We start from the raw sequence: 24,901 nt of genomic DNA on the forward strand, positions 1-24,901 counted from the left end.
CTGAGGAGAGAGACAGCTTGCCACTGAACTGCAGCCCATATTCCTTCAGCATGGACCGTGTCTGGTTTTTGAGATCGCGACGGATCTCGACAAGTCTCGACCGGGCGACGAGCATGGACCGGGTGGCCTGACTCTCTGCGCTCTTGACCTTCACTTCTCGATACCAGCCGACGCGAACCAGTTCGGCCAGGCCGCGGGCATCATTCTCATCACTCTTGTTCATTCGCACTGAAAGCGCTGCCTTTGCATGCCGAGCATCAAGGCAGACGACCGGCAACCCGACCCTTTTCAGCTCGTGCCATAGCCAGCTGGACATGGCGCCCGTCTCAAATCCGATGCGCTCGGCTTGAGGCGCACGTTTGCGGAGTAACTCGGTCAGTGCTCCCGGATCGGACTTCGCCTTTCCCTGGAACACCGTCTTTCCAGTATCGTCGACCACACAGACGCTTGTCTCCCTCTGCGACACATCCAGTCCGACATATTGCTTCACTGCGGCCTCCTCGATCTCAATGGTTGGCGGCTTTTGCCGTCAGCCGAATCTTCGTTCAAAGGAGCGACGGCAGCAATTACGTCATCGTTTCCAAAACTGACCCTCGATCGGCGTCCAATTTTAAGCTCTATCTCTGCCAATAATACGTGGGGTCGGGCCACGTAGCCGGCGCCCGCTATCTTCGAGGATTCCCGCCCCCGTGCAGGGTTACTTCAGGCCCCGGTCACTCCACAATGGCAGAGCCTCTCGGACCGCCGAGCGCGGCTTACTTGCGCTGCCCCAGGGTCAGGTGCCGCGAACGTCGCTTCTGAAACATGCCGGGTGTAGACCGAAGGTCTAAGCCTTTCATAGAGCAGCCGAGTTGACAGGCGAAATGGCCTGTTACACGCTGGTTAAATCGATTAGGATGTTTCGCAGGGAAAACTCTGCCCAACCCAGGCAACCATGGAAGATCGCCCAAAAGCAACACGTAACGGTAGGGCCGCCGCCAAGGCCAAGCAAGTCGAAGCGGAGCTGATTGCCGTTGTCGTGTCCGTCAATGACGGTGAACCAGCGGTCCTCACCATCGGGCAGGGTGATTGCCTGCCCTCGGGGCCGTTCGCGCTGGAGCATCGATCGCTGCAGTCAGGTCTAAGGGCGTGGGTCGAGAAGCAGACTGGTCATCCCCTGGGCTATATTGAGCAGCTCTATACGTTCGCTGATGCCGACCGCGCCGACGGGCGCCAGCAGCGCGTCATTTCCATCAGCTATCTCGCTTTGACCCGGAAGGAACATGCCACCGGCGCATCCACCTGTGCCTGGCGGAGCTGGTACGATTATTTTCCGTGGGAGGACCACCGCCTCGGAACACCGAAACTGATTGCGGATGTTCTGAAGCCGCGTCTGCTTGCCTGGGCGGCCGATGCCAAGCAAACTGCGACGCGCAGTGAGCGGCGGCGGCGGGCTGCCATTGCTTTCGGGCTCGACGAGCGCCCCTGGAATGAAGAGCTGGCGCTTCAGCGCTATGAGCTGCTTTACGAGGCGGGTCTGGTGGCAGAGGCCACCCGCGACGAACGGTCGATCGCATCCGACTCAACAGCCGGGACAACGATGGTTGCCGACCATCGCCGCATCCTGGCGACGGGCCTTGCGCGCTTGCGCTCGAAGATCAAATACCGGCCAGTCGTCTTCGAGCTGATGCCGCCGGTGTTTACGCTGCTGCAGCTGCAACGGACGGTGGAAGCCCTGGCAGGCCGGCTGATCAACAAGCCTAACTTTCGCCGGCTCATCGAGCAGCAAGAACTGGTCGAGGAGACTGGCGAGACTTCTCTGGATACGGGCGGGCGCCCGGCCAAGCTCTATCAGTTTCGCCATGTCGTGCTCGACGAAACTGCCGTTGCGGGGACAAAATTGCCTCTGGCCCGGGGTTGACACGCTTATAGTCGACCTAGATATATGCCCCTTATAGTCGAATGGATTATAAACGGGAGGCGCCGGTGAGCGGGACGATACCTTCGGCCGCGTCCCTGTATCAGCGCGTCCAGCGCGTCATCCCCCGAGTGGAATGGGCGGCTTTCAGCGACGACGTCGAGGCCATTCTGGCGCTAAAGCGCGAGCGCAAAGCCGTTATCCTGGCGCACAACTATCAAACCCCCGAGATCTTCCACTGCGTGGCTGACATCGCCGGCGACAGCCTGGCGCTGGCCCGCAAGGCAATGACCGTCGATGCGGACATCATCGTGCTCGCCGGCGTGCATTTCATGGCTGAGAGGGCGAAGCTCCTCAATCCGGACAAGACGGTGCTCATTCCAGATCTCGGCGCAGGCTGCTCGCTGGCTGACTCGATCGCTGCGAACGATGTGCGGCTGATGCGGCAACGCTATCCTGGCATGCCGGTGGTGACCTACGTCAATACGTCCGCTGCCGTGAAGGCCGAGTCGGACATCTGCTGCACCTCCGGCAACGCGTTTGCTGTGGTGGAGTCGCTTGGCGTTGAGCGGGTGATCATGCTGCCCGATGAATACCTGGCCAGGAACATCGCGGCACAGAGTTCGGTCGAGATCATCGCCTGGAACGGTCATTGCGAAGTGCATGAGCGCTTCACGCCAGCCGACATTCGCGAGCTGCGCGATGCCTACCCTGGCGTTACCGTGCTTGCCCATCCTGAATGCCCGCCGGAAGTTGTCGCGGTTGCCGATTTCGCCGGCTCGACTGCGGCGATGTCGGATTTCGTCGGACGGCACAAGCCTGCGCGCGTCGTGTTGATGACCGAATGCTCAATGAGCGACAACGTGGCCATCGAGCACCCCGACGTCGAGTTCGTGCGCCCCTGCAATCTCTGTCCGCATATGAAGCGTATCACGCTCGCCAACATTCGCACGGCGCTGCAAGAAACCCGCCACATCGTGACCATCGATGCTCGAGTGGTTGATGGTGCTCGGCGTGCGGTCGAGCGGATGCTTGCCGTATGACGCCAGACGTCGGCGACATCAGGGGAGCGCCCGTGATCATCGGCGCTGGCGTTGCCGGGCTGATGACCGCGCTTCATCTGGCGCCCCATCCCGTTTACCTTCTGTCCCCGACGCGGCTCGGGACCGAAACCTCCAGCACACTCGCGCAAGGCGGGCTGGCGGCAAGCCTCGGCGCTGACGACAGTCCAGACCTCCATCTTGGAGACACGCTTGCTGCAGGTGATGGCCTCTGCGACGAGAGTGTGGTCAGACGCGTTGCGAATGCGGCGGACCGAGCCATCGAGAATTTGATGGACTTGGGCGTCGCCTTCGACTGCTCGTGGGACGGGACACTGCGGCTCTGGCTCGAGGCAGCGCATTCCCGTCGCCGGATCGTCCATGCCGGGGGTGACTCTACGGGCCGCGAGCTTGTACGCGCGCTCATCATCGCTGTGAGGCGAACGCCTTCGATCACAATTCTGGAAGGCATGGAAGCCCGCCGGCTCATTGTGGAAAATGGGGCGGTCAGCGGCGTTGTGGCGGCAAAAGGTGGACAGGCGATTATATTTCCGACGCGCCGCGTGGTTCTTGCGAGCGGCGGTATCGGCGCCCTGTTCAGAGACACGACCAATCCGGCCGGCTCATTCGGGCACGGCCTGGCGCTCGCCGCATGCGCCGGTGCGGAACTCGCCGATCTGGAATTCATCCAGTTCCACCCGACGGCGCTCGATGTTTCGCATCGGCCTATGCCGTTGGTGAGCGAAGCGGTCCGCGGCGAAGGCGCAGTCCTGATCGACGAGTGCGGGCACCGCTTTCTATGCGATACGCCTGGCGGCGAGCTGGCATCGCGCGACGTCGTGGCACGGGCCGTATGGCAGCAGCTTGGCACCGGACATCGTGTTTACCTTGATGCCCGGCAGTCCCTCGGCCAGAAGTTCGCCAAGCGCTTCCCAGCTGTGACCCGGCATTGCCGGGACGCCGGAATCGATCCTGCCGTTGAGCCGATCCCGGTTCGCCCGGCGGCACATTATCACATGGGCGGCGTGGCCGTGGATGCCGCGGGCCGCAGCACGGTGTCGGGCTTGTGGGCTTGCGGTGAGGTTGCCTGCACCGGTCTGCACGGGGCGAACCGGCTTGCCAGCAACTCGCTGACCGAGGCCGTGACGACCTCGTTGTGGGTCGCGCAAAGCGTAGCTGCCGCTCCTGCGGGCTGGCAGTGGCCAAGGCTTGTCGCAACGGCACCCCCGCGGCCCGACCCCTCCTCCGTTCGCGACGCGGTCTCTAATGGGCTCGGTGTTATACGGGACGGGCAAGCACTATCCGACACCGTGGAAACGCTGCTGCCGATCGCGGTTCGCAACACTGGCGCTTCCGACCCTGCTTTGATCGCGCTGATAATCGCCATTGCAGCGCTTCGGCGCGAGGAAAGCCGCGGCTCGCATTGCAGGTCGGACTTCCCCACACGCAGGGCGCAGGCCCGGTCTTCGCGCTTGACCCTCGCCTCAGCAATGACGGTTGCGGCCGAACTTAGTCTGCGGCCCGCGGAACGGAGTGCCTGATGACGTCACCTCCACCCCTTCCCGGGATCGCGATCGAGCCGATCGTGCGTAGCGCTCTACTTGAGGATCTGGGCAAAGCCGGTGACCTTACCAGCGACGCGATTATACCCTTTGACTGCAAGGCCACCTTTGCGTTCAGAGCACGGCAGTCTGGCGTTGTTGCCGGTCTTGATCTGGTAGCCTACGCTTTCATGCTTGTTGATCCGTCGATCGACATAAATTTTGGACGTCTGGACGGCAGCAGGATCGCGGCGGGTGAGACCATTGCAAGGGTGAGTGGACCGGCGCGTGGAATGCTTGCGGCCGAGCGTACAGCGCTCAATTTTCTCTGCCATCTCAGCGGCATTGCGACGGCAACGGCCGAGATCGTCGAGGCGGTGCGCGGTCAGAAAGCACGGATCGTCTGCACGCGAAAGACGACGCCCGGGCTACGCGCGCTGGAAAAATACGCCGTGCGCGCCGGCGGCGGCGCCAACCACCGCTTCGGGCTGGATGATGCCGTGCTCATCAAGGACAATCACATCGCCATTGCCGGCGACATCCGCACGGCCATTGAGCGGGCGCGCGCCGCGGTCGGCCATATGGTCAAGGTCGAGGTCGAGGTCGACACGCTCGACCAGCTCGAGATCGCGCTAGGCGCCGGGGTCGACGCCATCCTGCTGGACAATATGTTCGTCAAGCAACTGACCCGAGCGGTGGCAATGGTCGACGGCCGCGCAACCACCGAGGCCTCGGGTCGCATAACGCCGGCAACGGCACCAGCCGTAGCGGCAACCGGGGTCGACCTCATTTCTATTGGGTGGCTTACGCACAGCGCGCCAATCCTCGACATCGGCATGGACGTGCCTATCGAAGCATGCATCCAGAAGCATCTGAACTGAATAGAGCGCGCTCCATATAGGAGCAATCTGCGGAAGTGGGGACGTACGATGATCGACAAGGGATTGAGATCCGACCGGGCCAAGGCGCTTGCCTTCATCAGCGCAATGCTCAGCGAGCTGAATCAGATCGCGGGGTCTCACAGGCTGCAGTTCCTAGGATACCTTCTGGAGATGGCGTATATCGAGTCGTACGACATGGTCCGCAAAGAGCGCTCCCACCATCAAAGCAAGGCCATAGATCAGGGATAGCCCTGCTGAACTGAGCGCTGCGGCAGCTTCAAATCTGACCTCGGCACTTCTATTTCCGCAAAAAAGACGCGCAGTGCTCCAGCGCGTTCAAGGGCGGTTGGACTGCAAACACCAGTTGGAATATCTGACAGCGCGGCAGGATCACGATTTGCCCTCCAGTGCGCGAGCAACGACACGGATTCGATCTCCTTGTTTCGAGAAATGGTCGGACTGTTTCGCACAACTGACATCAGTTTCGGTTGAGTGGATTCGAGTGGGTCTAGTGGCCCCTCACTGAGGCCCTATGCGAAACCATAGGCCAGCGGATAAACCAAAAAGTCGTGTGACACGCCAATTGCATCGAGGAGGATTCGGGTTGCCCTTGTACGAGCCAATGCTTCGCCACCTGAAATCGCGCGAGCTGTTCGGAGCCATTGACCGGGTGCCGGCTCTTGGCATGCCAGTAAGCGAGCGGACCTTCGAGGTATCAAACCCTTCGACCGGCGAGGTGCTCGGGGAACTGCCCGACATGGGTGTTGAGGAGACGCGCGCGGCGATCGACAAAGCTCATGTGGCGCAACCTGAATGGGCCGCACTGACCGCGCGCGAGCGCAGCGACATCCTCTGGCGTTGGCACCAACTGATCGTCGACCACACCGACGATCTTGCAGCGATCCTCACTGCGGAGATGGGCAAGCCGCTGGCCGAAGCGAAGTCTGAGGTGGCGCATGCGGCCGCATATCTGCAATGGTACGCCGAAGAGGCTAATCGCATCTATGGTGAGACGATCTCGCCGCCCTCTACAGACCGTCGCATGCTGGTGATCAAACAGCCGATCGGCGTCGTTGGAACGATCACGCCCTGGAACTTCCCCGCCTCAATGGTTGCGCGCAAGATCTCGCCGGCTCTCGCCGCCGGCTGCACCATCGTGCTCAAACCTGCTGAACAGACGCCCCTCGTGGCAGGTGCAATGTTTGCTCTGGCCCATCTTGCCGGCTTTCCCGAAGGCGTCGTCAACCTCATCTACGCCTCCGAAGGCAATACGGTCGGCCGCGAACTCTGCTCCAACCCCAAGGTCCGCAAGATCAGTTTCACCGGTTCGACCGAGGTCGGCCGATTGCTCATGCGCCAGTGCTCGGACCAGATAAAGAAAGTCGGTCTAGAGTTGGGTGGCAATGCGCCTTTCATTGTCTTTGATGATGCCGACGTCGATGCTGCCGTCGACGGTGCGATCCAGGCCAAGTTTCGCAATGCCGGCCAGACCTGCGTTTCCGCCAACCGGCTTTACGTCCAGTCGGGCGTTCATGACGAATTCGTCGCCAAATTCGTGGAGCGTGTCCGTGAGCTTCAGGTCGGCGACGGCTTCGATCCAGGTGCCGCCATCGGTCCGCTGATCGACGGGCATGCACTGGCCAAGATCGAACTTCACATTGCCGATGCCTTGGCCAAAGGTGGCGCGATCCGATGTGGCGGCGGCCGGATCGGCAGCGATGGCAACTTTTTCCAGCCGACGATCCTCAGCAACGTCGCAAGGGAAATGATCGTGGCGCAAGAAGAGACCTTTGGACCCTTGGCGCCGATTATCCGCTTCGAGGATGCTGATCAGGCCGTGCGTGAGGCCAACGATACGATATACGGCCTCGCCGCCTACTTCTATGCTTCAAACCTGAAGCGTGTCTGGCGTGTGGCCGAGGCGCTGGAATATGGCATGGTGGGGATCAACACAGGACGCATGTCCTCAGAAGCCGCGCCTTTTGGTGGGATAAAACAGTCCGGCATCGGGCGGGAAGGTTCCCGCCACGGCCTCGAAGACTATCTTGAAATGAAGTACCTCTGCATGGGCGGCATCTGAGGCGGCGGGCGGCGATTGCCGCGATGAAGGCCAGCGGACGGCGGGACGCCACGAAATGGACCCGCAGTTTTCAGATTCGCGGAACAATCCACACCGAGTCTGCCTCATAAAGGGCCCCGGTTTTCCGCCTATTTTTTGGTGGTCGAACGTCGTCAATTGCCTTCGTCACTGTGGCGGAACGCGGCGCGATAGCCGGTTAGCAACAAGCTTTGGGCGTCATTTCTCTCTGGCGGAATAGACCTCTTCCGACAAAAGCCTGACCTTTGCCAGTCTTCTACGAGCCAGCGTTCGCGCCAAAAGTTCAAAGCCGCGTCCGTAACATTCAACAATGAAAGCTAGCGTTATCAGGTCGAGCAGAAAGTCGTCTATCGCATGCGTGAGCGCAACAGACCTTTGTTCGAATCGAAGTAGCAAGGCGCGCGCCTCTTCGATCGCGGCCCGGCAATCGTCTGCGCCTATCAGTGAATCGATCCTGTCGAAGATCTGCAAGCGTCCTCACTCTCCCTAAGCCACACGCAGCGCATCGAACGCCGCTGATGAATGAGTCTTCAACAAAGAACAGGGTCGCGTTTCGCGAAAAGGCATCGCTCTGCAAAGTGCGCGTTGATGAAGCCTGGTGCGTTAAGCGACAAGTGACTCCGACCTTGACAAGACATCTTCGAAGGCGAGTGAGCCGGCCCACGCCCGCGTGCCGCGACCCTCAATGCCGAGGAAACTGTGCTGCACTCGTCGGAGCCAACCAGTTCCTCTCTATTCTTCCAGCCGCCACGGTTCAGCCTAGATTACATGGGAAGCGACAATAACGGAAAGCAAAGGATCGCAAAATGAGTAGGGTGGCTGGATCAAACGAAGATTTGGCTGCACCAAGGACCTTTGGGCCACTTCTGCAGCCGACCTTTCGTTCGATCTGGCTCGCGACGCAGGTTTCAAGCCTCGGCTGGTTGATGCAGACTGTCGCCATCAGCTGGCTGATGGCAACGATCTCGACTTCCGATCTGATGGTTGCGCTGGTGCAGGCTTCATCGAACCTGCCCGCTTTCGTCCTGTCCGTTTTTGCCGGAGCTCTCGCCGACAATTTCAGCCGGCGCCGGGTCATGTTCGCCGGTCGGTGCCTTATGGTGATTGCGTCCGCGATGCTGACCGCGTCCGTGGCGCTGGGCTTTGTCAGTCCGTGGATGATCCTCGGCTTCAGCTTCTTGATCGCAAGCGGCGGTGCTCTCAATGATCCGGCCTGGCAAGCGTCGGTTGGCGATATCGTGGATCGACGCGATGTTCCCGCTGCCGTCACCCTGCTTTCTGTTGGCTTCAACACCGTCCGGACTGTGGGTCCGGCGCTCGGCGGCATTGTGGTTGCCTCATTTGGCCTCATGGCGGCATTCGCCCTGACCACGCTCACCTATTTCGTACCCTTGGCCACCATTTGGCGGTGCAAGTGGAAGGTTCGTTCTTCCCCTCTTCCTCGCGAGTCGATGAGGACGGCAATTTATGACGGGCTGCGCTTCACGGCGATGTCATCGGAGATCAAGGCAGCGATCGCGCGCGGAACCCTCTTTGGCCTGGCGAGCATTGCCATACTCGCGCTGCTGCCGGTGGTTGTCCGCGACCAGCTGGGAGGAGGCCCGCTCGCCTATGGCGCGCTCATGGCTGGCTTCGGGACCGGAGCCGTTTTCGCCGGCCTCTCCAACAGCCTGTTCAGACGGAGCTTGTCGCAAGAAAGGCTGATGAGGCTCTCCTGCGTCGCCTGCGCGGCGTGCTCACTTTCCCTGGCACTGACAACTTCGATCGGGGTGGCGGCAATTGCACTCGCTTTGGGCGGCGCGGGCTGGGTCACCGCCTGGTCAGGGGTCGGTGTGAGCGTGCAGCTGGCGAGCCCGCGCTGGGTCGTGGGGCGCACCATCTCGATCTACTATGCTTTGATAGACGGCGGCATCGCGCTCGGCAGCTGGGTGTGGGGCACGGTGGCCGAAAACCATTCGTTGACCTGGGCGCTGGAGGGCTCCGCTGGAGCCCTGTTGATCGTCGCTGCAGCCGGCGTTCTGTTTCCTCTTCGCGAGCGCCGCGACTCAGAGCCCGATCCTCTGGAGGAATTCGATGCCCCGGCTGTCGCGCTCAACCTGAAGCCGAGAAGCGGCCCGATCGTGGTCAAGGTCGAATATCTGATCGCCGAGAGAGATCTCGAGGCTTTCCTCGACCTCATGCGGCAGCGGCGTCATGTACACAGCCGGGTCGGTGCTCGGAATTGGACGCTCCAGCGGAACTTGCAGAAGCCTATGCATTGGACGGAAACGTTCCGCACGCCGACCTGGACGGACTACCTTCGCCTCAATCATCGTCTGACGGAAGTGGACAAGGAACTGGACGAGCGTGTCTTTCAGCTGCACGCGGCCGAGACCCCACCTCAAATGACCCTTTCCATCGAGCGGCCGACAAGCTCGGCCCGCAAGCCCGAGCACTCAGCTTTTCGCCATCCCCGTCATTGAAGCCCGGCCGGCACAGAAAACGCGATTCTTGTCTATCGCGCTCAAACCGGTGCGGGAGACGGATAATCCACCAAAATTCGATGATGGGTGGCAGAGAAGAACTCCAGGCTGAGAGTGCGACCGATCGGTCCCCACGGTGAAGCGGAGCCTGGGGCTACAGCGGCACGCGACTATTGCCGCGTGTCACCTTTTGAATTTAAAGCCTTCCTCAGTCCGCCTCGCTGATCCGGGCCAACGCTATCTTGAGGTTGGCATTTTGTCCCGCCAGCTCGCTGAGACGATCACGTTCGGCGGCGACCACATCCGGAGTGGCGTTGGCAACGATGCACCCGCGCGGAGCGTGCTGTTGCTGGAAGCAGGAAGGCATGATCGGCCAAAGCCGGGAGAGGTGCTGCCGGCAGTAGCGAATGGGCTGCTGCGTCAGCTTGGTGTCTGGACGCCGTTCGCCGAGGCCGGCTTCGTTGAAAATCGTGTGCTTGTTTCGGTGGGGGCCAATGAAGTTCCCAGCGAGCGGCGGCATGTTTTCCGCTCAAGGTGCCGGCTGGCAGCTCGACCGGACGCGATTCGACCGGCTGATGGTGCAGGCGGCCAAGGCGGCAGGTGTGGACACGCGATTTGGCTCGGCCGTGGGTTCGGCAGTGCGCGACGATCAAGGCTGGCTGCTCAAGCTGGCCGATGAAGCTATCGTTGCCCGCGCCGTGGTTTGGGCGACCGGTCCCAGTTGGAGGCTGGCCCGATGTTTCGGCGCCAAGCTCACCATGCACGGACATCTTGCCGCCTACACACGCTTTTTCGACCGCGCACCGGGCGATTGCAGCATGGTCGTCGAGGCGCGTCCCGAAGGCTGGTGGTACAGCGCCGACTTGCGCGTGCCTCACCGATCCGGATCTGGGCAGCGAACTGCGCAAAGCCGGACATTGGTACCGCGCTTTAGCCGCAACGCAGTCCGTCGCGCCGCTCGTGCCGCCCAACGCAATCGAGACCGCCAGCATGATCAAGGCGGCGGGAACCGCAACGATCGATCCCGCCGCCGGTGACCGCTGCGTCGCGGCGGGCGACTGCCTGTTCTGTGCCGATCCACTGTCATCACGCGGGATCGTGCATGCACTCCGCTCAGGGATCCTGGCGGCCTACGCGGCATCGGACATGCTGGACGGGCGTGGCGATTCGCCTGCGCGCTATGCAAAATCGCCACACGCGGCTTTGCCGATTAGCTCCCGGCGCTGGCTGCCCACTATGCAGCCGCCGCGCGACGGGACACGCCTTTCTCGCAGCGGCGGCGCAGCCATGTCTTCCACGCGTATAGCATCGAAGGAGGGAGGTCAGAGGTGGTCTCGGGACGGGGTGCTCGGCATTTATGAAGCGACCGAGCGCCAGCGAGTGGTCGTCGGCGGGCTTGATGGCGGCATCAGGTCAGGGAACTCGGCCTCCATGATCATCTCCGATTTAATTCAAATTTTTCTGTATATATTGACGATTGCACTACCTTCACCTCGTAGACGGCAATGCGGGCGGGTAGAGAGGGTTCTATGATATGACAAGCGATTTTTCCGCCGCCCGAGTGCATTTAGATCGAGCGTATGACTACCTTTGTGGGGATGACCCGATGAGTCAAAGGGGCCGCGAAGCCTTGGACCTGCTAATTGAGGCGGTTGCCGTCGAAGAGTTCAAGCAGCCACGCCAAAGCGCTGAGGTGCTAAGGTTTCCGATCAGGCGCCGCTGGTGAGGTAATCTCCACGGCCGCCATGTAGCCTCGCGGGTGAGGCGCTCACGGCAGGGACTCGCCGCCCCGTGAGGGCCGGGAACGAACGCATTGACAAACGGAAAGCCCACTTGCCAGACCAGCGCCCGGCCGGCGTGGCAAGTAGGCCGGCGGTTCCAAGCGGAGACATTGATGCCGGACTATGTCGTGCTTTGCATCGCATTAAGCTGCTGCGGGATATACGTAACGCCATCCCTAAACACATCGAATGCGGCAGCGACAGCGCGAATCCCAAAGCGATGCTCCCGCCGTACGCGGACAAAGCCGTTTTCGAAGTCCACTATCCCGTCCTTGGCCAGCATGGCCAAGCGCTCAGCCGAATCGCGAAGACGGATCGGATCAGATCCGTGGGCGACACAGATTGCCGGCACGTCAGCCTCGAAATCGCACATTAATCGCTCGATAATTGCGGCTCGCACGCGGTCGTCGTCTGTGAGGCGATGGCCCTTCGATGTAGCCAGTCGGCCAGCTGCGATGTGCTGGATGTAGGAATCCCGTGTAACTTCGTTTTGAACGTATCCCTGGCCGAGGCGGCCGATAGCCGACGCGCCGAAACCGATCAGGGTTCTGCAGGTATCGGCCGAGTAGCCCAACGAGTTACGTCGCAGGCGACCTGTTTCCTGTGCCAGCGCGAGCTCGTCGTCCGGCAAGGCGAAATGGTCGAGCCCGATCTGTCGGTAGCCGGCGGCAATCAGCGTCACGGCGACAGCCGCATACTGTTCAGCGCGGGCAGTGCTGTCGGGAAGAAATTCCGCCTCGATGAGGCGCTGATTCTTTACTTGGGATGGGATGTGCGAGTAGCCGAACAAGGCAAGCCGGTCGGGGCGCATGGCGACCGCCGCCCTCACTGTTTCGACGCACGACTCCACCGTTTGACGCGGCAGGCCGTAGATGAGGTCGAAGTTGATGCGGCTTACTCCATGCCGGCGCAGCACTTCCACGGCAGCCGACGTCTGGGCCTCGCTCTGGATTCGGTTGATCGCTTTTTGAACAATGGGATCGAAGCTCTGTACGCCCAGGCTCGCGCGGTTCACGCCGGCCGCTCCCAAGCCTTCCGCCATCTCGGGCGTGAGTGTTCGTGGATCGATCTCGATGGCGACCGTAGCTGTTTTCGAGATGGCGAAGCGGCATCGCTGGAACTCCATCAGAGCGAGGAACTCGGCTGGTCCGATGAGAGACGGCGTTCCGCCGCCGAAATGTATGTCGCTCACGGGCAACGTCTTCGGCACTCGCTCCGAAACCAGACGGATCTCGTCACGCAGCGCCGCCAGATAGTTGAGGATGGGCGCATCACGGCGGGTGATGGTGGTTGGGAAGCCGCAATACCAGCAGGCTGATCGGCAGAACGGAACGTGCAGATAAAGTGACACCGGATCATCAGCCGGCAGGTTCCTGAGCCATTCCTCATAAGCCTCGGCGCCGACCGCCCCAGAGAACTCCGACACAGCGGGATAGATAGTGTACCAAGGCAGCCGGGCCTCTCGAAATTTCGTGGTCTGCAACGGTCACCGTCCCATGCTGATAACATCCAACCTTACCGCTGCGCTCGCCTGCGTCTTTGCGCTATGTCAGTCCGTTCCGCTTTGGGCTCGGAATTTTTACCAATGGGCGCCGTTCAGTCTTGGCTGGACAGCGATGGTCTGAGCGCACTCGGTCAGCGACTGACGATGGTGTTCCCGCCGAAACCCTCACGCGCACCGTTTTGTTCGACGTCCCTTCCCTTCATCTGCGCGTGGGAGACTCTTCTGAGCGCAGATGCCGCATCCGATGAGACAATACGGTGTTGGGTCCAGACTTTGCACGCCAGCTAGCGCCGCCCATAATGATCTCTGCCGTCTCGATGAGCTCGTTGTGTGAATTGCTGGCAAGAAGCATTAGCTGTGCCGCGCCGCTTTCAACACGAAAACCTGCTCGACGCGACCGTCAGGTCCGCCGCAATGCCAAGGCTGGCGCCTACCGACTCAGTGGTGCAAGGCTGCGGCGCGTGGTTATCGACCATCAGCTCGCCAAAGTGACGGCGTCGTACCGAGCGGTGGCCGCCGCATGATGCCTCAACGGCGGGGCTCACAGCAAACAATGCCGTCGCCATTAAGCCAAACTGTCACGAAGCGAACAGACGAACCGTAGCCGAAACGTTTGCCGTTCGTGCTTGGATGGATCCGCAAGGCAAAAAGAACGGAAGCGCGAACCAAGGTCCGCCCGCACATTTGAGCTTCAAGCCGCAGCTGGGTCGCCAGGGTGGCACGTCATTTGCAGTAGTACCCTTTGTGAGGCCCGCCGCGGAGGTCAAAAGGGTAATTGTACAAAAATGTTGTACGACCGCCTTGGAATGATAATTACTTAATCTATGTGACAGCAAGTCTCAACCACATTCTAACTTCTCCTAAGCATTAGCACGGCAGGTGCAGCAACACTCCTAGAATTAAGCTGATTCGCTATCAATCGTTTGCTTAGCAAAAATCATTTATCGGTCTCGATTCCTTTTACTATTTAGACGGAGATCAACAATGACCATTGGGAGCCTCCTCCTCGGCTCAACTGCGGCACTGATCGCCGCTTCCGACGCTCGCGCCGTGATCATCGTCCCCGAGCCTGATCCCACTGAGTACCTCAAGATCTGCGACGTCTACGGCTCCAGCTACGTCTATATTTCAGGCACCGAGACCTGCCTGCGAATCGGCGGCTATCTTAGCTACTACGTGGGCTTGGGCGATGTCGGATTGTTTTACCACTCAAGAACCTCAGATGTGAGGACTGGTGAGGATCAGGGTACATGGCAAAACAACACGCGCTTCACACTGAAAGCTTGGACCGGCCAGGAGACCGAACTCGGCACGTTGAAGACCTACACCGAAACCCGCGTGAATTTCGGTAACCGCCACACTTCGGTTTCGGACAGTTCTCGGTCCTATGCCTTCAACGGAGACAGCATCTTGACCTTCGCCTGGATTCAGCTTGGTGGCCTCCGAGTTGGTAAGGACTGGTCGGCCTTCGACGTGTTTATTGGCGGCGCGGGTGACGTACTCAACCAGACGCCGGTTCCGTACGGCGCTTTCGATACCAATGTGGTCCAGTACTACTTCGACGCCGGGAACGGCTTTTCGGCCGTGGTTTCGCTCGAAGAAGGCTCAGGCGTGGTGGGCACAATCGACAACTACGCTCCGCACATAGTCGGCGGCTTGAAATACACACATGGCTGGGGAGCGATCACTTGCGTTGCTGGTTATGATAGCAACTACGAATCGGTGGCCGCCAAGGTCCGTGTCGACATCAATGTCACCAACGAACTGTTGCTGTTCGGAATGTTCGGCTACGGTTCCAATGGCAAGCTCAACGACGACTCCATGAACGCGATCGACGCTCATGGTCGCGGCTTCTATAAGATTTGGGGCGGGAACTGGGCTTTCTGGGCTGGCGCCGCTTACGAGCTCAACGAGACAACTTCGTTGAACCTTCAGCTCTCGGGTGATCAGCTCAAGAACTATGGTGTCGCTGCGAACGTCGCCTACGCGCTTCTTCCAGATTTCACAGTTACGGCTGAACTCGACTATGACCGCTACGGAGGCTCCGCCGTCGGAAAGGTGAAAGCTTCCGAAGTGAACTGGACCAATGCCAACAAGAAGAGCAGTGTCGGCGGTATCCTGCGTTTCGAACGCTCATTCTAATGCGATGAAGCGTTGAGCTACGAGGTCCAGTTGATGTGCGGACATTTCCCCTACATTCCGTTGATTGTGGATGCAGGCTCGGACGGCCGTCGTACGCGGCGACCGTGATGGAGCTCAGGTTTGACGCCGTGCTCCTGAACACGGCGGTCCCGAGGGCGGCCGATCCGGTCGGCATGGCGCGTGCGTTCGGCAAAGCGGTCGATGCCGGTCGTGAAGCTTTCAACTCGGGAATGCTCGAACCGCGCTACCCACCGACGATCGGCAGGGCCGTCTTCTCATGAAGTCGTCGACGTGCCGGCTGGATTGACCGGCTGGTCCCGCTCGGCGTGAGTCTGGTGCAGCTCCGGATAAAGGATATGGACGAGAAAGGACTGCAGACGGAAATCCGCCGCGCGAACGACGCCTGCGCGGTCCATGGTTGCCAAGTGAGCGTCAACGACTATTGGCGCACGGCAATCGAGGAAGGCTGCGACTTCGTCCATCTTGGTCAAAAGGATTTGGCTGCCGCCGATGCTGACGATGAAATACGCCGGATTGAAGCTCGGCCTTTCGATCCACGATCACACCGAACTGCGCCAGTGGCCGAGCCGGAGTATGTGGCGCTCGGCCCAGTCTATCCAACTAGCCTCAAGAAGATGAATGGGCGTCGCAAGGGCTCGAGCGGATCAGCGAGTGGAAGCACCAGGTCGCGCCGATCCCATTGGTCTCCATCGACGGCCTCAACCTGACCGGCTCGAAGGCGTTTTTCGAGGCTGGCGCCGAAAGCGCAGCCGTGGTCACCGACCTTGCGCTGAACGACGCCCCAGAAGCGCGCACGCGAGAATGGATCGAAAGACAGAACAATAGCGCTGGGGCGAGAACCGCGTCTGCTCGTTGTTGTAGGGTCTGACTCCCGCGGTAGGGCTGGAATTGCCCGCGAGATCGAGACGATCGCTTGCCGTGACCTGCGCACCTGCCTTGCTGTCAGCGCGCTGACGGTGCAAACCCAGGAAGACGCCTTGGAAATCCAAGTTACGCAACCCGGTCTGGTGGCGGAGCTTCAAGAAGGACCACAAGCCACCCCGTCTGCTGGACTACTCCTCCACCATTCGAGACACGGATGGTTCCTATCCAGACAATTGATTTTATCAATCTGCGACAATACCGCATAGCGGCGCCGGCGGAATGATCATCCGTAGCAAGACGAGCTGCTTTCGGCGGCCTGCAGGACGCGCACCGCGACCGAGATACAAGCCAGCCCGTCTGCGGCCATGTTCGGATCGGCCGCATCGGTGCGCCGAATGAGATTGCCGGCGGAACGTTCTATTCGTGCAGCCGTGACGGCAGTCATCTCACCGGCGCCATCCTGCCGATGGATGGCCGGCAGTCGGTGCAGCATGGGCTGACACTGTTCACGGAATGAAGCCGCTCGCGCTTCGGACGGTTGAAATGGAGGACATTAGCGTGGAACCGATCAGTCTCGACGAGCTTCTGGCCAGCGTCGGCAAGGAAGTCGGCGTGTCGCCGTGGCGGGCGGTCTCGCAGCGGATGATCGACCAGTTCGCCGAGTCCACCGATGACCACCAGTTCATCCACTGCGATCCGGAGCGCGCCAAGCGCGAGACGCCGTTCGGCGGCACCATCGCACATGGCTTCCTGTCGCTTTCGCTTTTGTCGGCGATGACTTTCGAGACCATGCGGCCGCTCGAAAACTGCAAGATGGGTGTCAACTATGGCTTCGAATCGCTGCGCTTCCTGGCGCCGGTGAAAACCGGATCGCGCATCCGCACCCGTTTCGTACTGGCCGACATCAAGGTCAGGCCGTCGGGCTGGGTGCAGACGGCGCTGGGCGTGACGATTGAGATCGAGGGCTCGAAAAAGCCGGCGCTGACCGCGCGCTGGTTGACGCTGACGCTGATCAAACGCCAGCCGGAGGCGGCCTGAATTGCTCAACGAGCGTCAGCAGAGACGATCTTCACGTGCCGGGGCGATGTAGGCGACCAGTGCGCACCGATCGGCAACGCGGCCACGGGGGTCGGCTAGATAGAGTGGCAGGAATGCCTAATCGGGGCTCCGTCTCGGAAGGGGCGTCGATGTATCGGAAGCGCTTCGGCTTTCGGCGCTGCATTCCTTGTTCACGAAGTCCATGGAGAATTCCCGACCACGGGGTCGAAAGATCGGCTTGTGATCGGAGTGGGCAGATCCTCCCCGACTGAATCTGCCAATAGGGTGTTATCGAGTTAACCGGGTCGAACTTGAGGTCGCGGGTGTCGTCGATCGGCTGCTCGTCGAGCTTGAGAGCTGCCAGCCAAAGGCAGAACACGGCGATGCCAAGAGCTCCGCAGTTGATGTGGACGCCCAGAGCTGGGAGTACAGACCGACGAGTTCCCGGCGGGCGAACTTGCCATTGGTAGCGCGCCAGACCAGTCGCGAGAAAGCCTCGATGAGAAGGCCCCGAGCCGCGCGCGGCATCGACTACAGTGGCGTTTGGCGAGAAGCCTTCGAAGACGAGATCGAGTGTAAGATGGACGAGCTCGACACGCATATCGCGCAGTCCCTGCGATCGCGCCTTGTCCGCAGCGCTCGTGCGTGCGAACTGTTGGTAGATCGAGCTGACTAGATGAACCGGGATGGCATTAAAGCGGAACTGGAAGAGACGCCCCTGGCCGAACTAAGCAAGATCAATCCAGCCATCGCTAAAGGTAGGCGAACACGAGACGTTCGGTCTCCGTGCCGCTGAAATCCTCAAATTGAATCGGCCGGACCGTTGGAGCTATCATCACCCGCTTGGCTTCCAGAGCTACGGAGCGGGTTGATTATCTGAACGTCCTCGAAGTCCTTTTCATTGTCGGTCACTACGACACACTCGTTGGCTTCAGCTATAGCGGCAATGATTGTGTCTAGGGCGCTCCGCGAACGGCCTCTGGCTTTGCCGTTGGCCATCAGCCGCGCCCACACGAGGCCGGCTTTCTCGTCGAACGATAGCACGCGGCCAGCGAACAGCGCTTGCGGGCCTTCGGAGCCCTCGAACCAAGTTTCAAGGCTACTGCGCTTCTTCCCCTTCGGCTTCTCTAGGATCCCTCGGCGAATTTCGGCGACAGTAAGCGAAGCAATTAAGAGGTCTTCGTCCTTCTGCGCGCCCATCCAGGCAAGCAACGAGCCCGAAGGCTCCGGCTTTATGACGTTGCTGATGATATTGGTATGAAGAAGGTAGCGCGTCACAGGTCGATCTCGCGCCCCTCTTCGCGCGGCCGGCTGAGGTTGAGGTTGGAGCCAACCAGAGGCGAGCGACGCAACGCGGCGAGAATGCTGCCCGCTTTCGGTGGCTCACCCGCCACGGCTTGCTGTACGGTCCGACGAAGCTGTCGGGCATCCGGCCCGCTCTCCGTTAATTTTCGGGCAAGAGTTCGCAGTAGATCGCGGTCTGCGTCGAACGCCAGGATCTCGAACCGCGCGATGCCGCGCTCAGCCAGGCGAGACCGATAATTCTCGATGGCTCTCTTCTGTGCAGTGTTGCCCATCGCGTGCCTCCGTTCTCTATCCGGATATATAGCCATGCCTTCTTCGGAGCACAAGGTGCCCCGTCATCGGCCAGCACTGGCTCCTCCGCGAGGCGCGTTATTGATCACAAAGGATTTCCATCTTGTCGAAGCACCGTGACTTGGCATCATTGTCGCGAAACGGAGTATTTCGCGTCAGGCAGGAACGCGATCATAGCGCGACCGAAACGTGCAACAGCCGAAAAGCTTCGTGTGGTCGCCGGCGCGGCCCGCGAATCGGCTGTGCCTGCGTCGCCGAAGCCCGATCGACGCTTCGTCAATCTGGTCCGGCTGCTGGCGCGACAGGCCGCACGGGATTTCGTTCAAGCCGAAACGGATAGCCAGACGCGAGACCGCGTCCCGGAGTAAGGGGCCGCCTCATGAAGGTCGCGCTTGGCGCTCGCTACTCAACTGACAATCACCGAGACGCCTCGATCGAGGATCAGTTGCGGCTCTGCTGCTTGCGTGCTGAAAAGCAAGGCTGGACAGTCGTCGACAGCAATACCCACCGCGCGATCTGCGGCGCGTCGCTGTTGCGTCCCGGCCTTCAGGAGCTGATCAGCGATGCGATGCAGGGCAATTCCGTGCTCGCAGAGGCGATGGATCGCCTGACCATGACCGCTGCAAACCGGGAGCAGGCCAGGCTGGGCAAACGTTGCAACAGATCCTTCAAGGAAATTCATAGACTCTTAGCAACTCCGGCTCGCTGTGAATGGTAGGCTTATTGCAACGTCTTAGGTCAGTGGTTCCAAACCCTGGCACCGCTTGTCTTCAACTGGCCGAACTGCTTGCAATTTCGGCTAAAGGCAAGAAGAGCGCCCATTTGTTTGTTCGACACAGGATATCGACGGTCGTCACGGCCACCGAGATTTGTCCGGTCGTTGGACAACCCTTCGAAATCTGCAACTTCTGTGGAGAACGCGAAATGAGAAATTTCGGCAGGACTTGGCCCTGAGCCATGATGACACTGGTTAGTCGCCTACGCATGGCAGCGCATCCTGACCGCCTCCGATTCCTGGGCCTTTGTGCGCATGCGGACCTAACTGTCTGCGAGCTAGCGGAGATTCTGGGCGTGTGTCGAGAGCGGGTTGCGCGACACGTCCGGCTGCTCGCCAGAGCCGACTTTCTTTGCTGCAACGAACAGCCTCCGTGGCGCACGTACCATCTCAAAGCAGGATCCAGCGACGGCGGGCTGGTACAATTATTGGTCGATCTCCTGCCCCATCGCGACGGCTATCATAAACAGGACCTGCAGCGGCTCGAAGCGGTACGAGACACGCGGCCGAAGGGGACCGCGTGCTTGATCGTGAAATAGGTCAATTCAATTGGAGCGCGAAGCTACCATGGACAACTCCGCCGACGGCGCGATCGCACAGCCCGACACCCACGGGCGGTCTTCCTTGGCCGCGGTTGATTGCCGCGTTCACGAGCTGCTTCTGAGACAGGAGCGGCAGGAGCGGACGACCCTCAAGCTCATCGCCTCAGAGAACTTTGCGTCCTCGGCCGTGCTGGAAGCGAACGGCTCGATTTTCACGAACAAGTACGCCGAGGGGTACCCCGGTGCGCGCTACTACGCTGGAAACGAGATCGTTGATGAGCTTGAGAATCTGGCCATTGAGCGCCTGAAAACATTATTTGGCAGCGAGCATGCCAACGTCCAGCCTTATTCCGGCTCGCCGGCCAACCAGGCTGTCTATCGTGCGCTTTTGAGTCCCGGTGACAAAGTCATGGGCTTGCCCCTTCCGGAAGGGGGCCATCTGACTCATGGTTGGGCCATCAATTTTTCCGGAACTGACTATCAACGCGTGCCCTATGGACTAGATGAAAAGACACAGCAGATTGACTATGACCGCTTGCGCGAGACAGCCAAGCGGGAACGGCCGCGGCTCATTTGGGTCGGCGGAACTGCCTACCCGCGTGTCTTTGACTACGCGGCAATGGCACAAATCGCCCTGGAAGCGAACTCCTATCTCGTAGCCGACATTGCGCACATCAGCGGCCTGATTGCCGCGGGAGCGCACCCGAATCCCGTGGGCCATTGCGACGTGGTCAGCAGCACGTCCCACAAGTCGATCCGCGGTCCCCGCGGTGGCTTCATTTTGTCAAGGAACGAAGATCGCTATCAGGCCCTGTATCATACAAAGAGCAAATACAATCTCGCCAGACGAATAGACCGGGCGGTCTTCCCTCACCTGCAAGGCGGGCCCCACATGAATGCCATCGCTGCGCTAGCGGTTGCCTTGCACGAAGCCGCGAACCCGTCCTTCCGAAGCTACGGCCAACAGATGGTCAAGAATGCCAAGGCTCTGGCACATGCACTGCTTGAGCGAGGTTATGACCTGGTGACCGGGGGGACGGACAATCACATGCTGATCCTTGATCTTCGCGATCGGCCCCTATCGGGCAAGGCCTATGCCGAGCGACTAGCAAAGGCAGGAATCATCACAAACTTTAATATGGTGCCTGGCGACCCGCGGGATCCGGCGGTCACAAGCGGAATTCGCCTGGGGGCGCCAGCAGTGACGTCAATGGGCATGCGCGATGTGGAAATGGTGAAAATTGCTGGCTTCATTGACTCCGTCCTCCAGCGGCCAGACGACGAAGATCTCCATGCCTGCGTGCGAAGAGACGTTGCCGACTTGTGCGCTGCGTTCGAGGTCCCGGGCATCTCCGACAAGTAAGGTGGGCCAAGCAAAATGCCCATACCACATCCAACACCCGAAGCGAGGTATTCATGGCTAGGCAGTTCGTGTTCTCTTCCGAATCGGTTGGCGCGGGGCACCCGGATAAGTTGGCCGACAACATCTCGGATGCCATCCTCGATGCCATCCTCCGCACAGATCCCAAGGCGCGCGTCGCCTGTGAAGCGTTGGTAAAATCAGGGATAGTCGTCCTGGCTGGCGAGATTACCAGCGATGCGCAGGTGGATTACAGCCAAGTTGCGCGCGATACGATTCTCGACATTGGGTACGACGACGAGGCCGTCGGCTTTGACGGCCGGCGTTGCTCCGTCGTTCATGCCCTCACCGAGCAGTCGCCCGACATCAGCCAAGGCGTTGACGAGGGAAGAGGGCAAGACCTCCAGCAGGGAGCGGGAGATCAGGGCCTCATGTTCGGCTACGCATGCCGCGAAACCGATACCCTGATGCCTTTGCCGATCCAGCTCGCTCATCGCTTGACGAAACGGCAGGCGTATGTCCGGAAGGCGCAACAGCTTGGCTGGTTGCGTCCTGACATGAAATCCCAGGTCTCAGTGCGCTATGAGGGGTTGCGCCCGGTCGCCCTGGATACGATCGTCGTGTCGACGCAACATGACGAGCAGGTCTCGCAAGAGACTGTCCGCGAGGGCGTCATTGAGGAAATCATAAAGCCTGTCCTGCCGACCCACCTGGAGACGGAAGGCATCAGAATTCTGGTCAACCCGACGGGGCGGTTCGTAGTCGGCGGGCCGCGCGGCGACTGCGGTCTCACTGGACGCAAGATCATCGTCGATTCCTATGGCGGGATGGGTCGTCATGGCGGCGGCGCCTTTTCGGGCAAGGACCCGTCCAAGGTTGACCGCTCAGCTGCCTATGCAGCCCGCTATGTCGCAAAGAACATCGTCGCCAGCGGACTTGCGGACGTGTGCGAGGTGCAGCTTGCTTACGCAATCGGCGTGGCCAGTCCGGTTTCCGTCATGGTCAACACGTTCGGGACAGCCAGGGTTGAGGAAAGCAGGATCGAGCGCCTCATTCTTGAGTTGTTCGATCTCAGACCGAAAGGCATTATCAAGATGCTTGATCTCTTACGCCCTATATACCGCAATACAGCGACCTATGGCCATTTCGGCCGTGAAGAGCCTGATTTCACCTGGGAGAAGACAGACAGGGCCGACGAATTGCGTCGCGAGGCAGGACTCGCCGCCCCGTGAGAGCCGCCGGCGAACGGATTGGCAAGCGGAAAGCCCATTCCCACCGGGCAGACCCGGCCCGGCCGGCGTGGCGAGAAGCCGGCCCGGGTTTTTGGCGGAGACATTGATGCCGGATTATGACGTGCTTTGCATCGGCAATGCCATTGTCGACATCATCGCCCAGTGCGAGGAGGAATTCCTCGAGACCAACGGCATCATCAAGGGTGCGATGAATCTCATCGACACGCAGCGCGCCGAATTGCTCTACAGCCGCATGGGCCCGGCGATCGAGGCCTCCGGCGGCAGCGCCGGCAACACGGCGGCAGGTGTTGCCTCCTTCGGCGGACGCGCCGCCTTCTTCGGCAAGGTCTCCAACGATGCGCTGGGCGAAATCTACGCGCACGACATCCACGCGCAGGGTGTCGCCTTCGACACCAGGCCGCTCCAGGGCGAGCCACCGACGGCGCGCTCGATGATCTTCGTCACCCCCGATGGCGAGCGCTCGATGAACACCTATCTCGGCGCCTGCGTCGAACTCGGGCCGGAAGATGTCGAAGCCGACAAGGCGTCCGGCGCCAAGGTGACCTATTTCGAGGGTTATCTGTGGGACCCGCCCCGCGCCAAGGAAGCCATCCGGCAGACGGCGAAACTGGCGCACGCGGCCGGTCGCGAAGTATCGATGACCTTGTCGGATTCGTTCTGCGTCGACCGTTACCGCGACGAGTTCCTCGACCTGATGCGTTCGGGCACGGTCGACATCGTCTTTGCCAACAGCCACGAGATCAAGTCGCTCTACCAGACAAAATCCTTCGACGAGGCGCTGGCGGCTATCCGCAAGGACTGCAAGATCGCCGCCGTCACCCGCTCCGAAAAAGGTTCGGTGATCGTGCGCGGCGACGAGACCGTCACCATCCAGGCGACGACGATCCGCGAACTGGTCGACACCACTGGCGCCGGCGACTTCTATGCCGCCGGTTTCCTCTACGGCTACACCACGGGGCGCAGCCTGAAGGATTGCGGCGATCTGGGCTCGCTGGCCGCCGGGCTGGTGATCCAGCAGCTCGGGCCGCGGCCGCGGCAGAACCTGCGCAGCGCGGCTGAACAGGCTGGGTTGCTTTAGGTGGGCGAGCAACTAACAGCTGCCCTACTGAGCGATCATCGCGGTGGCCGAAACTGTGTCAAACCTCGCTTATATCGACAGCCATTCGCTTCCAAGATCTGACCGAGTGCTGCTGCGTAGCTCGCTCGAGAGGTGCAAGGCCACGGCCAGACGCAATGCCAAAAAAATTTCCTATAGGTATCGATCCGAAGCAATTCGCACAGTGTGCTGCGGATTCGCTTGCGGCGCAGAAAGCCTACGTTTCCCAGCTGAAACTTGGTGCAGCAAAGCTAGTTATCAGCGTCGATCGGCCGGCTACACCAAGGGCATCGACTCAGCGGACTTCGTTTAGACAACAGCCGGGTTATGGTGCCTGCGGATGACTTCCACTATCTCGGCTTGGGATGGATCAGCGAGGCCAGAATGCCTTCGTATCGGACTGTGTAGAATTGCACACCGCACTGGAGCGTGCACTGGATAAAACCGGGGTTCTGCCGACCGTATGATGCGAATATGAAGCACGCGAGCTTTGCCTGCAATTCCGCGTTCCTCAATGCGGAGCACCTGGCGACGAGATACTTAGTTTGCTGCCTGAATGAGGTCTAAAACGGCTTATCGGGACTAAGTAGCGCCGTGCAGCGCCGCCAATCGGCGGACGGAATATTTCACAATGCTAGACAAAGGCGTAAAAGTGCGATCACATAACGACATAAACATTTCGTTATGCGTCATTGACAAAAGAGCGAACTGCTGTGATTGTCTGCGTGTCGTGGTTCTCGCGTGCGGCGCTGCCGCAGCGGAGCTAAGAGGGAAGCCGGTGCGATGCCGGCGCTGCCCCCGCAACTGTTAGCGGCGAGCCAACCCCAATCACGTCACTGAGGCGAATACCCTCAGGAAGACGGGTAGAGGCTATGACCCCGCGAGCCAGGAGACCTGCCACGCGAATTACGTCCACGGGCGGGGTGTCTCGGTGGCCGCTGCAACCCGGCGTTGATGCCGGCCTGCTAGCGCCTTCCTTGTCACCGACGCCCCAATCATCGGGGTATGAC

22 protein-coding genes, 2 pseudogenes and 1 riboswitch are annotated in these 24,901 nt (G+C 60.4%); of the genes and pseudogenes, 17 read left to right on the forward strand and 7 right to left on the reverse strand.

Features of this window, described 5'->3' with window-relative positions:
- Positions 1-25: 25 nt before the first annotated feature.
- Positions 26-490: pseudogene (locus tag NKL06_RS10785) on the reverse strand (IS110 family transposase); the annotation flags it as partial.
- Positions 491-934: 444 nt separating this feature from the next.
- On the opposite strand from NKL06_RS10785, the gene NKL06_RS10790 reads away from it, so the two are divergent.
- From NKL06_RS10790 to NKL06_RS10815, 6 genes are all read left to right on the forward strand, one after another.
- On the forward strand, positions 935-1,900 hold the full coding sequence (locus NKL06_RS10790; RefSeq protein ID WP_023693539.1) for an NUDIX hydrolase: 966 nt from the start codon (positions 935-937) through the stop codon (positions 1,898-1,900).
- 65 nt (positions 1,901-1,965) lie between these two features.
- Complete coding sequence (gene nadA, locus NKL06_RS10795; RefSeq protein WP_023693538.1) at positions 1,966-2,940, forward strand: quinolinate synthase NadA; 975 nt, start codon at positions 1,966-1,968, stop codon at positions 2,938-2,940.
- Positions 2,937-4,478: an L-aspartate oxidase gene (locus tag NKL06_RS10800; RefSeq protein WP_023693537.1), complete on the forward strand. Its 1,542-nt coding sequence runs from the start codon at positions 2,937-2,939 to the stop codon at positions 4,476-4,478. Before nadA ends, NKL06_RS10800 begins: the two co-directional genes overlap by 4 nt.
- On the forward strand, positions 4,478-5,359 hold the full coding sequence (nadC, locus tag NKL06_RS10805; RefSeq protein ID WP_023693536.1) for a carboxylating nicotinate-nucleotide diphosphorylase: 882 nt from the start codon (positions 4,478-4,480) through the stop codon (positions 5,357-5,359). The genes NKL06_RS10800 and nadC overlap by 1 nt, the downstream gene beginning before the upstream one ends.
- A 48-nt stretch (positions 5,360-5,407) precedes the next feature.
- Positions 5,408-5,608 carry a hypothetical protein gene (locus tag NKL06_RS10810; protein WP_023693535.1) on the forward strand — a complete coding sequence of 67 codons (201 nt, stop codon included), beginning with the start codon at positions 5,408-5,410 and terminating at the stop codon, positions 5,606-5,608.
- A 355-nt stretch (positions 5,609-5,963) separates the two neighbouring features.
- On the forward strand, positions 5,964-7,439 hold the full coding sequence (locus NKL06_RS10815) for an NAD-dependent succinate-semialdehyde dehydrogenase (protein WP_023693534.1): 1,476 nt from the start codon (positions 5,964-5,966) through the stop codon (positions 7,437-7,439).
- A 216-nt stretch (positions 7,440-7,655) separates the two neighbouring features.
- On the opposite strand, the gene NKL06_RS10820 is transcribed toward NKL06_RS10815, so the two are convergent.
- Positions 7,656-7,928: a hypothetical protein gene (locus NKL06_RS10820; protein WP_023743494.1), complete on the reverse strand. Its 273-nt coding sequence runs from the start codon at positions 7,926-7,928 to the stop codon at positions 7,656-7,658.
- Positions 7,929-8,263: 335 nt separating this feature from the next.
- On the opposite strand from NKL06_RS10820, the gene NKL06_RS10825 reads away from it, so the two are divergent.
- Complete coding sequence (locus NKL06_RS10825; protein WP_031210621.1) at positions 8,264-9,919, forward strand: MFS transporter; 1,656 nt, start codon at positions 8,264-8,266, stop codon at positions 9,917-9,919.
- A gap of 208 nt (positions 9,920-10,127) precedes the next feature.
- Here NKL06_RS10825 and NKL06_RS10830 read toward each other — a convergent pair whose 3' ends face one another.
- Entirely contained in the window at positions 10,128-10,439 is a 312-nt protein-coding gene (locus tag NKL06_RS10830) for a hypothetical protein (protein WP_023693532.1), read from the reverse strand.
- 55 nt (positions 10,440-10,494) lie between these two features.
- Between NKL06_RS10830 and NKL06_RS10835 the strand changes: the two genes are divergently transcribed.
- Both NKL06_RS10835 and NKL06_RS10840 read left to right on the forward strand, forming a co-directional pair.
- The gene (locus NKL06_RS10835; RefSeq protein ID WP_156939159.1) at positions 10,495-10,956 is read left to right on the forward strand and encodes an NAD(P)/FAD-dependent oxidoreductase; all 462 of its coding nucleotides are present in this window, start codon (positions 10,495-10,497) and stop codon (positions 10,954-10,956) included.
- Between the two features lie 497 nt (positions 10,957-11,453).
- Positions 11,454-11,645, forward strand: a complete 192-nt coding sequence (locus tag NKL06_RS10840; RefSeq protein ID WP_023693530.1) for a hypothetical protein — start codon at positions 11,454-11,456, stop codon at positions 11,643-11,645.
- Between the two features lie 176 nt (positions 11,646-11,821).
- Here the strand turns inward: NKL06_RS10840 and hemN are convergent, their stop codons facing one another.
- Positions 11,822-13,183 carry an oxygen-independent coproporphyrinogen III oxidase gene (hemN, locus tag NKL06_RS10845; protein ID WP_023693529.1) on the reverse strand — a complete coding sequence of 454 codons (1,362 nt, stop codon included), beginning with the start codon at positions 13,181-13,183 and terminating at the stop codon, positions 11,822-11,824.
- 1,005 nt (positions 13,184-14,188) lie between these two features.
- On the opposite strand from hemN, the gene NKL06_RS10850 reads away from it, so the two are divergent.
- From NKL06_RS10850 to NKL06_RS10860, 3 genes and pseudogenes are all read left to right on the forward strand, one after another.
- Positions 14,189-15,346, forward strand: coding sequence for a porin (locus NKL06_RS10850; RefSeq protein ID WP_023693528.1), 1,158 nt, complete (start codon positions 14,189-14,191; stop codon positions 15,344-15,346).
- 33 nt (positions 15,347-15,379) lie between these two features.
- Positions 15,380-15,627: pseudogene (locus tag NKL06_RS10855) on the forward strand (thiazole synthase); the annotation flags it as partial.
- Positions 15,628-15,681: 54 nt separating this feature from the next.
- Positions 15,682-16,074 carry a thiamine phosphate synthase gene (locus NKL06_RS10860; protein WP_245267152.1) on the forward strand — a complete coding sequence of 131 codons (393 nt, stop codon included), beginning with the start codon at positions 15,682-15,684 and terminating at the stop codon, positions 16,072-16,074.
- Positions 16,075-16,514: 440 nt separating this feature from the next.
- Here the strand turns inward: NKL06_RS10860 and NKL06_RS10865 are convergent, their stop codons facing one another.
- Positions 16,515-16,724: a hypothetical protein gene (locus NKL06_RS10865; RefSeq protein WP_023693525.1), complete on the reverse strand. Its 210-nt coding sequence runs from the start codon at positions 16,722-16,724 to the stop codon at positions 16,515-16,517.
- 50 nt (positions 16,725-16,774) lie between these two features.
- Between NKL06_RS10865 and NKL06_RS10870 the strand changes: the two genes are divergently transcribed.
- Complete coding sequence (locus NKL06_RS10870) at positions 16,775-17,269, forward strand: MaoC family dehydratase (protein WP_031210619.1); 495 nt, start codon at positions 16,775-16,777, stop codon at positions 17,267-17,269.
- Between the two features lie 801 nt (positions 17,270-18,070).
- Here NKL06_RS10870 and NKL06_RS10875 read toward each other — a convergent pair.
- Both NKL06_RS10875 and NKL06_RS10880 read right to left on the reverse strand, forming a co-directional pair.
- A complete protein-coding gene (locus NKL06_RS10875) occupies positions 18,071-18,547 on the reverse strand; it encodes a PIN domain-containing protein (protein ID WP_023693522.1) in 477 nt (158 codons plus the stop codon).
- Positions 18,544-18,846: a hypothetical protein gene (locus tag NKL06_RS10880; RefSeq protein WP_023693521.1), complete on the reverse strand. Its 303-nt coding sequence runs from the start codon at positions 18,844-18,846 to the stop codon at positions 18,544-18,546. Before NKL06_RS10880 ends, NKL06_RS10875 begins: the two co-directional genes overlap by 4 nt.
- 398 nt (positions 18,847-19,244) lie before the next feature.
- Here NKL06_RS10880 and NKL06_RS10885 point away from each other — a divergent pair, with 398 nt between their 5' ends.
- The 4 genes from NKL06_RS10885 (at position 19,245) to NKL06_RS10900 (ending at position 23,873) form a co-directional block, all read left to right on the forward strand.
- Positions 19,245-19,583, forward strand: coding sequence for a recombinase family protein (locus NKL06_RS10885; RefSeq protein ID WP_023693519.1), 339 nt, complete (start codon positions 19,245-19,247; stop codon positions 19,581-19,583).
- A gap of 624 nt (positions 19,584-20,207) precedes the next feature.
- Complete coding sequence (glyA, locus tag NKL06_RS10890) at positions 20,208-21,545, forward strand: serine hydroxymethyltransferase (RefSeq protein ID WP_023693517.1); 1,338 nt, start codon at positions 20,208-20,210, stop codon at positions 21,543-21,545.
- A gap of 53 nt (positions 21,546-21,598) precedes the next feature.
- Positions 21,599-22,774 (forward strand): methionine adenosyltransferase, encoded by a 1,176-nt coding sequence (gene metK / locus NKL06_RS10895; protein WP_023693516.1) that lies wholly within the window; start codon positions 21,599-21,601, stop codon positions 22,772-22,774.
- A gap of 106 nt (positions 22,775-22,880) precedes the next feature.
- Positions 22,881-23,873 carry an adenosine kinase gene (locus NKL06_RS10900; protein WP_352580261.1) on the forward strand — a complete coding sequence of 331 codons (993 nt, stop codon included), beginning with the start codon at positions 22,881-22,883 and terminating at the stop codon, positions 23,871-23,873.
- A gap of 732 nt (positions 23,874-24,605) precedes the next feature.
- Positions 24,606-24,807, forward strand: a riboswitch (cobalamin riboswitch).
- The last annotated feature ends 94 nt before the right edge of the window (positions 24,808-24,901 follow it).

This window comes from Mesorhizobium sp. C268A (assembly GCF_040324475.1).
Lineage (GTDB): Bacteria > Pseudomonadota > Alphaproteobacteria > Rhizobiales > Rhizobiaceae > Mesorhizobium.

Excerpts from the sequence above, each read along its gene's own strand:
- NKL06_RS10810 (WP_023693535.1), top strand. The coding sequence starts at position 5,408 with ATGATCGACAAGGGATTGAGATCCGACCGGGCCAAGGCGCTTGCCTTC.
- NKL06_RS10790 (WP_023693539.1), top strand. The coding sequence starts at position 935 with ATGGAAGATCGCCCAAAAGCAACACGTAACGGTAGGGCCGCCGCCAAG.
- nadC (WP_023693536.1), top strand. The coding sequence starts at position 4,478 with ATGACGTCACCTCCACCCCTTCCCGGGATCGCGATCGAGCCGATCGTG.
- NKL06_RS10870 (WP_031210619.1), top strand. The coding sequence starts at position 16,775 with ATGGAGGACATTAGCGTGGAACCGATCAGTCTCGACGAGCTTCTGGCC.
- NKL06_RS10900 (WP_352580261.1), top strand. The coding sequence starts at position 22,881 with ATGCCGGATTATGACGTGCTTTGCATCGGCAATGCCATTGTCGACATC.
- NKL06_RS10825 (WP_031210621.1), top strand. The coding sequence starts at position 8,264 with ATGAGTAGGGTGGCTGGATCAAACGAAGATTTGGCTGCACCAAGGACC.
- NKL06_RS10850 (WP_023693528.1), top strand. The coding sequence starts at position 14,189 with ATGACCATTGGGAGCCTCCTCCTCGGCTCAACTGCGGCACTGATCGCC.
- NKL06_RS10885 (WP_023693519.1), top strand. The coding sequence starts at position 19,245 with ATGAAGGTCGCGCTTGGCGCTCGCTACTCAACTGACAATCACCGAGAC.
- NKL06_RS10800 (WP_023693537.1), top strand. The coding sequence starts at position 2,937 with ATGACGCCAGACGTCGGCGACATCAGGGGAGCGCCCGTGATCATCGGC.
- NKL06_RS10830 (WP_023693532.1), bottom strand. The coding sequence starts at position 10,439 with ATGCCGCCGCTCGCTGGGAACTTCATTGGCCCCCACCGAAACAAGCAC.
- NKL06_RS10840 (WP_023693530.1), top strand. The coding sequence starts at position 11,454 with ATGACAAGCGATTTTTCCGCCGCCCGAGTGCATTTAGATCGAGCGTAT.
- NKL06_RS10865 (WP_023693525.1), bottom strand. The coding sequence starts at position 16,724 with ATGCTGCACCGACTGCCGGCCATCCATCGGCAGGATGGCGCCGGTGAG.
- NKL06_RS10835 (WP_156939159.1), top strand. The coding sequence starts at position 10,495 with ATGGTGCAGGCGGCCAAGGCGGCAGGTGTGGACACGCGATTTGGCTCG.
- metK (WP_023693516.1), top strand. The coding sequence starts at position 21,599 with ATGGCTAGGCAGTTCGTGTTCTCTTCCGAATCGGTTGGCGCGGGGCAC.
- glyA (WP_023693517.1), top strand. The coding sequence starts at position 20,208 with ATGGACAACTCCGCCGACGGCGCGATCGCACAGCCCGACACCCACGGG.
- NKL06_RS10880 (WP_023693521.1), bottom strand. The coding sequence starts at position 18,846 with ATGGGCAACACTGCACAGAAGAGAGCCATCGAGAATTATCGGTCTCGC.